Raw genomic sequence first — 12135 nt, 5'->3', positions numbered from 1 at the left:
CGCCTTGCGCGAGCGCGGCCTTGAGCGCATCGCTCGAGGATCGCGGCCCCTCTCAGTCTGCGGTCCGTTCGTCCGGACCGGGACCGACGGGTCTGTCCTGCTCGCGATTTCGGGCGGCCCGCCAGTGGCCGACCAGCCCGCGAGCGAGCGCGCCGAGGCCGAGCAGGAGGACGAGCAGGTTGATCGCGTCGCCGACGATCGGTATCGGGAGCCGACCGAGGAGGGCACCGGCGACCAGCCCGACGACGAGCGCGAGCCAGCGGTTGCCCAGGCCGACCAGCGAGAGGAGCCACGCGGCGATGGCGAAGCGACCGTAGATGACGCCGATCCAGAGCAACAGGCCGAACGCGAAGCCGCCGATCAGCGACAGCGGAATGCCGACGACGGTGATCGCGAGCGCGACCAAGAGCACGGGAACCCCGATCAGGACACCCAGTCCGACCAGTCCCGAGCGGAGCGGCCCCGACGCGACGCGGTCGGCGACGCCGTCGGAGAACCGCGGGAACAGCGCAAGCAACACGGCCCCGATCAGCAGGTTCACCGCGAGGACGTAGGCCGCGAACAACCACGACGCGAACGGTTGGATCGTCGGCGCGACGTCGACGCCGAGCGAGGCGTCCTCTTCGATCTCGCCCGCGACTGCGTCGGTGTTGCCCTCGAGGTCGCCGTCGTAGCGCAGATCGCCCGCGATCGACGCGCTCTCGCCCAGCCGGATCGTCTCGGCACCGATTTCGGCGTCGCCCTCGATCGTGCCGTCGATCGTCGCGCTTCCGACGCCGGCCATCAAACTGTCGCCGACGGTGCCCGATTCGGTGATCGTGAGACTCCCCGCACCGATCTCCACGTCGCCGTCGACGCTGCCGGCGATGGTCACGCTCCCGCCGGCGGCCTCGAGGTCGCCGCCAACCTCGCCCGTGGTTTCGATCCGCACGTCGCCCCCGACCGCGCTGACGTCGCCGGTGACGGTGCCGCGGACGATGACGCTCCCGCCGAACGCCTCGAGGCTGTCGACCGTTTCGCCCTCCTCGACGACGACCGTGCCACCGGTCTGCCCGTCAGTCTGTGCCGCCACCGTCGCCGGGACGGTCCCACAGATCAGGAGGATGACCAGTGCCGCGACAGCGATCCGCGATCGTGTGATATTTGCAACCATTGCAGCTAGTCCTTCCTCGAGCAGGGTGTAAAAGCCGCCACCACGACTTCCGGTGCAGAAACCGTCAGGGTGCGTGATCCGTTCGCGACGGGACCGAACCCGCGGCCGCTCTGTCGGGGAGCGACCTTCGGGCGATTTATCTTCCGGCCGCACCTTCGGCCAGTATGAGCGAGGCCGACGCCGAGGCGGCGGAGCCCACACCCGGGAAGACCGAAGTCTGGATCGAGAAGTATCGACCGGAGCGCCTCGACGAGATCAAGGGCCACGAGGACATCGTTCCGCGGCTCCAACGGTACGTCGAGCAGGACGATCTCCCCCATCTCATGTTCGCGGGACCGGCCGGGACGGGGAAGTGTGTCACTGGGGAGACACCGGTGCTGACGAACGATGGTGTCGCTCCGATCTCCACCGTCGTCGGTGATGTCGACGGATTCGGAACGCCGGACGACGACCTCGAGATCCTGACGTACGACAACGACGGTTCGTTCGAATACGTCTCCCCGTCGCACGTCTTCTCGAAGGAAGCGACCGATCTCGTCTCGATTACAACGCGAGACGGAAACGAGTTCACGGTCACGCCGGAACACAAACTTCTCGTGGCCGACGAGACGGGCCTCGAGTGGCAGGAGGCCGGAACGCTGTCCGGCGACGAACGTCTCGCGCGGCCACTGGAAACGCCACTCGCTGCTGACGACACATCCGCATCGCTCGACTGGCTCTCGTCGATGGACGGCGACAGAACGTTCGTCACCGTCTCGGAATCGTTCGCCGAGCGGTACGAAATTCCAGCCGAAGAGAATTACGTCGGACAGAAGAAGACAGTTATTGGTTGCCGTCGACGAGGCTATTCGGTCGCCGAGATCGCCGCCGAATACGATATCACTCGTCAGACAGCGCAGAATTACGCACGAGACGTCTCGATTGATCTCGAGGAGCCGTCGGTAACCTGTTCGCTTGCGTATCTCCGGTCGCTCGATGTTTCAGAATCCGAGCTTCGAGCCAACGTCGAAGCCGTACAGTACGTCACGCCGTACAACAAACGGTCCAGTCCGATCACGCCGCCGTGGGAACTCACGCCGGAACTGGCGCGTTTCGTCGGACTCACAATCAGCGAAGCGCGGATCGATAACGGCCGAATCAAGTTCTATAATACGGACGATGCGCTCCGTGAGGCGTTCGAACGTACCGCACGGAAACTGTTCGGTGTCGAAACGACCCGGGGCGTGCAGAAAGACGTGCCGTACGTCGAACTCCGGACGAAGTCCCTTCATCACTTCCTCGAGTCCTGCTTCGATGTTTTCGACGATTCGGCGGACTCAACCGCCGGTTCGATCCTCGTTCACGCTTCGGACGACGTTCGAACGGCGTTCCTGCGGGCGGTCTTCGATTCCGAAGCGCACGTCGCGGATCAAGGGACGATCGAACTGACGCAGAAAGACGAGTCGGTAATTACGCTCTGTTCGTATCTGCTCGCCTCGTTCGGCGTTCCAACGCGCCGGAAACGCGTTGAGAAGACGGCAACGAACGGCTCCGGACCGAAACGGGAATACCACGCGCTGTACATATCAGGCATCTCGGCGCTCTCGAAATTCGAAGACGCCGTCGGATTCACTATCGATCACAAACGAGAGCGGCTCGCCAACGCGACTGCGGGCACCGGAAATCCGAATCACGATACCATGCCCGCGCAGGCGGCTATCGACGATCTCTGTCGAACGCTCGCGCTGCAGAAAGAACCGCTGGTGACCGACACCCTGAACCCCGACAACCCCGGTCGAGAAGCCGCGCTCGAGGACATCGATCGGGTTCTCGAGGCGGCGTCCGATCGACTCGAGGCGGCACAGCAGGTCGAGCAAGATATCGAGCAGGTACGCTCTGCTATTCGATCGGTGAGTGCCGTTCCGACGACGTGGGTCAGCGAGCGTGATGCGCTGGAGCCGCTCGAGATGCGAAAAGAGGTCGAATCTGCGACGGAAATTCGGACTGACCGACTGCTCGAATATGCGAACGGACGCCGCTCCCCGACTGCGAGTCGAGCGGGTGAGTTACTCGCCACGCTCGAGGCACGGTCCGCTACGCCGGATATCCGTTCCGTTCAGGAGTCGCTGCGAAACGCAATCGACGCGCTCGGCGTTTCGGATAACCGAATCGCGGAGGGCACAGAACTGCTTGGTACGGAGGTCCGAAATCTCATCGAAAACGGCGATCACGATCTCGCGTCGCTGCCGCGGTTCGAAACCGTTGCCGACCGAATCCTCGAGGTCGCTGGCGAGATGTGTTCGATGGCGGTTGTCGAACGGATCGTCGAACTCGATCGACTCTCCCGCGGAACGCTCTACTTTGATCGGGTGACGAACGTCGAGCAAGTACAGAGTGAACAACGCGTCTACGACCTCACAGTACCTGGAACGCGAAACTACGTCGCCGGTGACGTGCCGACGGTCATGCACAACACCACGGCCGCGCAGGCGATCGCCCGCGAGGTCTACGACGACGACTGGCGCGAGAACTTCCTCGAGCTGAACGCCTCCGACCAGCGCGGGATCGACGTCGTCCGCGATCGGATCAAGGACTTCGCGCGCTCTTCGTTCGGCGGCTACGACCACCGCATCATCTTCTTGGACGAGGCCGACGCCCTCACGTCTGATGCCCAATCCGCGCTGCGTCGGACGATGGAGCAGTTCTCTAACAACACGCGCTTTATCCTCTCGTGTAACTACTCGAGCCAGATCATCGATCCCATCCAGTCTCGCTGTGCGGTCTTCCGCTTTACCGAACTGACCGACGACGCCATCGAGGCGCAGGTCCGCGAGATCGCTGCCGATCAGGACATCGCGGTCACCGACGACGGCGTCGACGCCCTCATCTACGCCGCCGACGGCGACATGCGGAAGGCGATCAACGCCTTGCAGGCCGCCGCGGTGATGGGCGAAACCGTCGACGAGGAGACCGTCTTCGCGATCACCGCGACCGCCCGCCCCGAGGAAGTCGAGGCGATGGTCGACCACGCCATCGAGGGCGACTTCACCGCCGCCCGCGCCGCCCTGGAGGACCTGCTGACCGAGCGCGGCCTCGCCGGCGGCGACGTTATCGATCAGCTCCACCGCTCCGCGTGGGAGTTCGACATCCCCGAGCAGGCGACGGTGCGACTGCTCGAGCGACTCGGCGAGGTGGACTTCCGGATCACCGAGGGCGCGAACGAACGCCTGCAACTCGAGGCGATGTTGGCGTCGCTTGCGCTCGACGAAGACAACTGACGGCTACCGGTCGCTTTTCACCGCATCAGTTTCGTCCCCATCGCCGACGCCGCGGAAGGCGAACGCGACGCGATCGTCGTCCTCGGCGACCCCGACGCTCCAGCCGTGCGCGTCGGCGATGCGCTCGACGGTGCCGAGCCCGAACCCGGTGCCGTCGGCCGCGGCCAATCGGCCGGGGACGGGGTTCGTCTCGAGCCCGTCGTCGTCGGTCGCGGCGTCGCCGTCGGTGCTGTGCCGGGCGACGTAGAAGCCGTCGTCGGTCGCGCCGACGGTGACGATCGGGGCGTCGCCGCCCGCGTCGTTCGCACCGGGTCCGGTGCCGAAATCATCGCTCCCTGCGTCCTCGACGACAGCCTGCAGCAGGTGTTCGAACAACTCTCGCAGCCGCGCTTTGTCCGCCTCGAGCACGCGATCGTTCGCCGCCCGAGTGACGAGCCGCGCGTCGCCGGTGTCGACGGCGACCCACGCCCGCCGCGCGACGTCGTGGACGGCGACGGGTTCGGTCTCGACGAGTACGTCGTCCCGCCGGGCGATCGCAACCAGTTGATCGACGAGTTCGCGGAGCCGCTCCTGTGCGTCGTCGACCTCCGCGAAGTGCTCCTGATCGCCGGTTTCGGCGGCCAACTCGAGGTAGCCGCGGGCGACGTTCAGCGGCGTTCGCACGTCCTCGTCGACCAGGTCCGCGATCGTCTCGAGGCGCGCTTCGGCGGCGGCGGCCTCCCGCTCCCGGCGGTTCGCCTCGGTCACGTCGCTGTAGACGATCAGTCCCTCGGGGTTGTGATCGGGCGGTTGCGCCGCCCCGTCTTCGCCGGCCGCCGCGGCTCCGCCCGCGCCCGTCTCGACCGGCACCAGCGTCAGCAGGAACTCGCGGACGCCGTCGACGGTCTCCCGGCGACTGACGAACTGGCGGCGCTCGCCCGCTCGCAGCGACTCGAGCAGGGTCGCCCGCCGGGTCTCGAGGCCCGGCGGGACGGTGTCCTCGTCGACGGGCGCGCCGACGATCGCCTCGGGATCGGTGCCGAAGACCGCGGCGAAGGTGTCGTTGACCGTCCGGACGATCGGCCGTCCGTCGTCGATCTCGTACCGGACTGTCGGCTCCGGCACGTTCGCGAACAGGGCCCGGATGCGGTCGCGTTCGGCTGCCACCCGGTCGCGCTCGGCGGCGATCTCGTCCCGGTCGTTCGCTACTCGATCCCGTTCCGTCTGTAGCCGATCGCGCTCCCGGCGCAGTCGTTCGCGCGCCGTGGCGCGGTTCGCGTCGGCGTCGATCCGCTCGAGGACTGCAGCGGCCGCGCGACACCACGTCGCGAGTAGGTCGCAGTCGCCCTCGTTGAATGCCGCCGTCTCCTCGGCGGCGACCTGGAGGATACCCACGTCGCCGACCGGAACACAGCACAGCGACGCGATCCCCTCGAGCGGGGCCGCCAGCCGGTCGTCGGCCGCGAGATCGTCGATCTGCAGCGCCTTGCCCGTTCGGAGGATATCGCCGAGCGGTCCCTCACGCGGTAGCGCCTCGAGGTCGGCGTCCGACACCGTCGGCGCGGTCGCTCGCGGTGTGAATTCCCCGAAGTGAACCGTCGACAGCCAACAGGCCTCGCGCTCGAGGGCGTCGGCTGCACTCTGGACCAGCAGTTCGAAGAGCCTGTCGCGATCGCGACAGGCCGCCAGTTCGGGGGCCGCCTCGAGGAGCCGGGCCGCTGGGTCGCTCGAGTCGGCCGGATCGCCGACCGATGCCGCTCGCTTGCCGCCCATCGCGATCACGTCGTTCGCGCCGTCTTTCGTCGGTTCGGTTTCGGTCTCGGCGTCGGCAGTCGTCCCGTTCTCGCCCCTGCAGACCCACTCGATCTCGTCGATCAGGTGTGCGACGGCGTCGTCGGTCTCGCGGCGGACGTAGCCGTCGATCCCCCCGGTCGACCGCGCGGCCGCCGGCGCGAACGACGACTCGGTAAAGAGGATCACGGGCGTCGCGCCGCAGGCGTCGACGACCTCGAGCAGCGTCGAGCCGGCCGCCGTCGTCGGCGTCTCGGCGAAGACCACGCAGTCGGCCTCCGGGGCCCAACTCCGGACTCGCTCGACCGCGGTGACGGCGTGGACCGACCGCTTCGGACCCGACGGGTGGGCCTCGAGCTCTCCGGCGCCGTCGCTTGCGGTCCGCTCCGAGCCGGCCACGTAGAGGACCGTCCGCGGTCGCGGGTTCGCCGGTGCGTTGCTCGTGCCGTCGCCGTTCACGTCTCTGTATTGCGTGACCTTCCACCACGGTAAAACGGTATCCCCGATATCGAACACTGAGTCGTCCCTCGGTATCGCCGGATTCAAATTGGGACCTCGGTAGCCGGCCCGCGCTCGGCTCGAGCGACTCGAGTGCGGTTACGAATCTCGAGCGCGGCGACGAACCTGTGGCCGTGACCGCGGATACGCATCGGGGCCACTATCACCGCTGTTCATCCCGCTCGCGGTCGCGTCCGACGATGGTTTCGCCGATGGCAGTTGCGGAACTGTTTTACGCGCTGCAGGGCCAATAGACGCGTAATGAGCGAACTGGCGGAGGAATACCGCCTCGAGTACTTCGAGGAGGAAGGGTTCGAGCGCAAGGAGTGCCCGGAGTGTGGCGCGTACTTCTGGACGCGCGACCACGATCGGGTGACCTGCGGTGAGCCGCCCTGCGAGGAGTACGGCTTCATCGACAACTCGGGCTTCGACGACTCGTACAGCCTGACCGAGATGCGCGAGGCCTTTCTCTCTTACTTCGAGGCCAACGACCACGAGCGAATCGATCCCTACCCGGTCGCGGCGAACCGCTGGCGCGACGACGTGCTGTTGACCCAAGCGTCGATCTACGACTTCCAACCGCTTGTCACCAGCGGCGAGACGCCGCCGCCGGCGAACCCGCTGACCGTCTCTCAGCCCTGCATCCGGATGCAGGACATCGACAACGTCGGCAAGACCGGTCGGCACACGATGGCCTTCGAGATGATGGCCCACCACGCGTTCAACACGCGCGAGGACGTCGAGGAAGACGAGTACGCCTACCACGGCGAGGTCTACTGGAAGGACCGCACCGTCGAACTCTGCGACGGCTTCTTCGACTCCATGGGCGTCGATCTCGACGAGGTCATCTACATCGAGGACCCGTGGGTCGGCGGCGGCAACGCCGGCCCCGCCATCGAGGTCATCTACCGCGGCGTCGAACTCGCCACGCTGGTCTTCATGTCCATGGAGCAAGACCCCGACGGCGAGTACGAGATGAAAGACGGGAACCGCTACAGCCCGATGGACACCTACATCGTCGACACCGGCTACGGGCTCGAGCGGTGGACGTGGGTCTCCCAAGGGACGCCGACCGTCTACGAGGCGGTCTACCCCGACATGATCGCCTTCTTGAAGGAGAACGCGGGCCTCGACCACACCGACGACCAGGAGGAACTGATCCACCGCGCCGCCAAGCTCGCGGGCCACATGGACATCGACGAGGCCGAGGATATGGCAACCGCCCGCGGCGAGATCGCCGCCGAACTCGACGTCGACGCCGACCACCTCGAGGACCTCATGGAACCCCTCGAGGACATCTACGCCATCGCGGACCACTGCCGCACCCTCGCCTACATGCTCGGCGACGGCATCGTCCCCTCGAACGTCGGGACCGGCTACCTCGCGCGGATGGTCCTCCGGCGCACCAAGCGGCTCTGTGACACCGTCGGCGTCGACGCGCCGCTGGACGAACTCGTCGACATGCAGGCAGAGCGCTTGGAGTACGAGAACCGCGACACGATCCGGGACATCGTCCGGACCGAGGTCGAGAAATATCGCGAGACGCTCGAGCGGGGCGGTCGCCGGGTCGAGACGCTGGCCGAGGAGTACGCGAAGAAAGGCGAGCCCATTCCCACCGAGGAGTTGATCGAACTCTACGACTCCCACGGTATCCAGCCCGATATGGTTGCCGAGATCGCCGAGGAGACGGGCGCGGACGTCAAGATTCCCGACGATTTCTACAGTCTCGTCGCGAAGCGCCACGACACGCCTGAGGCCGTCGCCGAGGTCGAGGACGAGGAAGACGAGCGCTTCGAGGATCTCCCGGAGACGGAGAAACTCTACTACGACGATCAGGAGCGGACCCAGTTCGAGGCGGTCGTGCTCGACGTCTTCGAGCGCGAGGACGGCTACGACGTCGTCTTGGACCAGACGATGTTCTACCCCGAGGGCGGCGGCCAGCCGGCCGACACGGGGACGCTCTCGACCGACGATACGACCGTCGAAGTCACCGATGTCCAGATAGAGGACGACGTGATCCTCCACCGGACCGACGAGGACCCCGGCAAGGGCGAACTGGTCAACGGGCAGGTCGACGGCGGTCGCCGCCGCCAGCTCATGCGCCACCACACGGCGACCCATATCGTCATCCACGCCGCACGACAGGTACTCGGCGAACACATCCGGCAGGCCGGTGCCCAGAAGGGCGTCGACTCCTCGCGGATCGACGTTCGCCACTACGATCGGATCTCCCGCGAGGACGTCAAGCGGATCGAGCAACGGGCGAACGAAATCGTGATGGACAACACGCAGGTCACCCAAGAGTGGCCCGACCGCCACGACGCCGAGGCCGAACACGGCTTCGACCTCTATCAGGGCGGCATCCCGCCGGGCGAGCAGATCCGCCTGATCACCGTCGACGAGGATGTCCAAGCCTGCGGTGGCACCCACGTCGCCCGCACCGGCGATATCGGCGCGATCAAGGTCCTGAACACCGAGCGAGTGCAAGACGGCGTCGAACGGATCACCTTCGCCGCCGGCGAGGCCGCCATCGAGGCCACCCAGACCAAAGAAGACGCGCTGTACGAAGCCGCTGAAATCCTCGATGTCTCGCCCGAAGACGTGCCCGAGACCGCCGAACGGTTCTTCGACGAGTGGAAGGCTCGAGGCAAGGAGATCGAAGACCTCACGGAACAACTCGCCGAAGCCCGCGCCGGCGGCGGTGGCGGCGGCGAGGAAGTCGAGGTCGGCGAAACGACGGCCGTCGTCGACCGGATCGACGCCGATATGGGCGAACTCCGCGCGACCGCCAACGCCCTCGTCGAGGAGGGCAAGATCGCAGTGCTGGGCAGCGGCCAGAGCGGTGCCCAGTTCGTCGTCGCGGTGCCCGACGACGTGGGCGTCAACGCCGGCGACGTCGTCGGCGAACTCGCCGCCAAGGTCGGCGGCGGCGGCGGCGGCCCGCCGGACTTCGCACAGGGTGGTGGCCCGAACGTCGACGACTTAGACGAGGCGCTCGAGGACGCGCCTGACGTGTTGCGGCAGGTGCTGGACGCGTAACTTCGGGTTCTAACGCGTTTTCTCGTCGGAGCCGGGGAACGTGGTCGGTACGTGAATCTCGGTGGCTTCGAGGAACGGAAGACCGTCCATCACTCTAACTGTCTGTTGATAGCCAAACACGATAATCGAGACGAGAACGCGATTGAAATCTGACCACCCGAGAATCGATCGCACCAGGGACTCGAGGTGGGGAAAACTGTTACCCTACTTGTGAGCGGAGGACCGAGGGAACAAATCAAAGACTATCGGTGGCCGCGGGAATAAGCCGGGATCCGTACGGAACCGAAACCGTCGCCTTCCTCCGCCTCTCTCCTCGAGTATGCCCACCGTGACGAACGGGTCCGTCTCGCTGTACTACGACCTCGAGGAGGGATCGCTACGAACGGTGTGAGGTGATGCGCTCGACGGGCATCGTCGTGTCTCGATATCGAACTTCACCGTCGCCCGGCCACCACGCTGTCGAGTCGCTCCGATATTACCGCCCCTGTTAGCATGGGTCACGGGCACCATGACTTTTCAAGTAAACACGTCGACCGTTTCGTTCTCCGTCCGCTATCCGGACACTTCTTCGGGCTCGAGTGTCGTTCGAGCACTGGTATCGGTCAGTGGATCGTGTTCAGAGATGTTGTCCGCGGGAATGCGAATGATCTGAACAACTAATTAGTAGTTTAGTTATCACTCGCTTCCTAACTCATAACTATAGTTATCACTATCATTGTTTACCATTTCAATTATGTTTTTGCCACTGCTCCGATCTTCCCGTCGTTCGTATCTGCAATCGGGTCCGTATCGCTGACGATGTGGTTCAATGACTCGTCTCTATCGGCGAGAAACACTCTGTCACCGGCATCAAATCTTCCGCGTTAGTCCGGGAGACGGCTAGCTATACGCTTTGATCTGGCCCGTGCAAGCTTTGTACCCCGTCTCTACTCGGAGTTGGATCGACCGCAACGTACAGCCGATACCGCTCGTTGTCGAGTCGAATCACGGTTTCGTTGACCCCGACATGATCCGAACCCCGGCCGGAATCGGGATATAAATAAGTTTATGGGAGTTGTTGTGAACGGGTGGGAAAGCGCCTTCAGCAGCAAGTATATAGAGAAATAGAACAGTATCTGAAAACGAGAGTATAGCGGAATAGGGGCTGGATACGAGTCTTTATCAACTGATATAGAGTTTCTTCTCGCTCCACGAAATCTGAGACCGAACTCGGGACCGCGAGCGGCGGGAGTGCGGCGTCGGCAGCGATGCGGACGGGATCGACGAGGCGGAGACCACCGACCTGTACCGGAAGCGGCCGGCGCGCTCCCGTTTCCGGCTTCCTCTCGCTGCCACCGGGACGGCCATGTCTTTCAGTCCGAATATTAAGGTATCGGGAGCACGACCGCTCGGGTATGGTTGCGAACATCACGGTGCTCAGTACCGGTGGGACCATCGCGTCGACCGACGGCGAGGGCGGCGCGACGCCCAGCAAGAACGGCGACGAACTCCTCGCGGCTGTGCCGACGATCGACGAGTACGCGACGCTCTCGATCGAACAGGTCACGCAACGGCCGAGCTTCGATATGGACCCGGCGGCGATCGCCGACGTGGGGCGATTCGCTCGCGGGGCCGCCGAGCGCGGTGCCGACGGCGTCGTCGTGACCCACGGCACGGACACCATGGAGGAGTCGGCGTACTACCTCGATCTCGCGCTCGATCTCGACGTGCCGGTCGTGTTCACCGGGGCCCAGCGACGGCCCGACGAGATCAGTTCCGACGGTCCGTCGAACCTCCTCACGGCCGTTCGAGCCGCCAGCCACGACCGGGTTAACGACGGGGTCTATATCGCCTTCGACGAGGAGCTACACGCCGCGCGCGACGCGACCAAGACCCACACCCGCAAGCTCGGCACGTTCGGCTCTCCCGGCAAGGGGCCGGTCGCGGCGGTCGCGCGCGAGGGCGTCCGGTTCCACCGCGAGCCCGGCAGCTGCTCGGCCGACGTTCCCGTCCTGGACGCCGAGCGGGATGTCGCCCTGGTGAAATCCGGCGCGGGCGTCGACGGGGCGGCGATCGAGCGGGCCGTCGACGCCGGCGTCGACGGGCTCGTGGTCGAAGGGACCGGGCTCGGGAACGCGACCGCCGCAATCGGCGACGCGATCGAGGCGACGATCGACGCCGGCGTTCCGGTCGTCGTCACCTCGCGGTGTCACGCCGGTGCGGTGGCCCCCGTCTACGGCACCGGCGGCGGCGGCCGGACGCTCCGAGCGCACGGAGCGCTCTTCGGCGGCGACCTGCCGGCACACAAGGCCCGGATCAAGCTCATGCTGGCGCTCTCGGCGGACGATATCGCGGTCGAACAGGTCTTCGATACCCCCTGATCCGAGGCCCGCTCGCCGACCCCTGACACCACGCTTCTGCTGCGCTCCGAATCGCGGT

The 12135-nt window shown here is 65.5% G+C and carries 5 protein-coding genes; 3 read left to right on the top strand and 2 right to left on the bottom strand.

What is annotated here, in order from left to right:
* Nucleotides 1-52: 52 nt before the first annotated feature.
* On the bottom strand, nt 53-1153 hold the full coding sequence (locus C489_RS14335) for a hypothetical protein (RefSeq protein ID WP_006432026.1): 1101 nt from the start codon (nt 1151-1153) through the stop codon (nt 53-55).
* 164 nt (nt 1154-1317) lie between these two features.
* On the opposite strand from C489_RS14335, the gene C489_RS14330 reads away from it, so the two are divergent.
* Nucleotides 1318-4410: a replication factor C small subunit gene (locus C489_RS14330; RefSeq protein WP_006432025.1), complete on the top strand. Its 3093-nt coding sequence runs from the start codon at nt 1318-1320 to the stop codon at nt 4408-4410.
* 3 nt (nt 4411-4413) lie between these two features.
* Here C489_RS14330 and C489_RS14325 read toward each other — a convergent pair whose 3' ends face one another.
* The gene (locus tag C489_RS14325) at nt 4414-6639 is read right to left on the bottom strand and encodes a GAF domain-containing protein (protein WP_049890892.1); all 2226 of its coding nucleotides are present in this window, start codon (nt 6637-6639) and stop codon (nt 4414-4416) included.
* 300 nt (nt 6640-6939) lie between these two features.
* Here C489_RS14325 and alaS point away from each other — a divergent pair, with 300 nt between their 5' ends.
* Together alaS and C489_RS14315 are read left to right on the top strand one after the other, a co-directional pair.
* Nucleotides 6940-9717 (top strand): alanine--tRNA ligase, encoded by a 2778-nt coding sequence (alaS, locus tag C489_RS14320; RefSeq protein WP_006432023.1) that lies wholly within the window; start codon nt 6940-6942, stop codon nt 9715-9717.
* A gap of 1394 nt (nt 9718-11111) precedes the next feature.
* Nucleotides 11112-12077 (top strand): asparaginase, encoded by a 966-nt coding sequence (locus tag C489_RS14315; protein WP_006432022.1) that lies wholly within the window; start codon nt 11112-11114, stop codon nt 12075-12077.
* Nucleotides 12078-12135: the final 58 nt, after the last annotated feature.

It is taken from the genome of Natrinema versiforme JCM 10478 (assembly GCF_000337195.1).
Classification (GTDB): domain Archaea; phylum Halobacteriota; class Halobacteria; order Halobacteriales; family Natrialbaceae; genus Natrinema; species Natrinema versiforme.
Note: the sequence above shows the minus strand (reverse complement) of the source record. Positions and strands in the feature narration are given on the sequence as shown.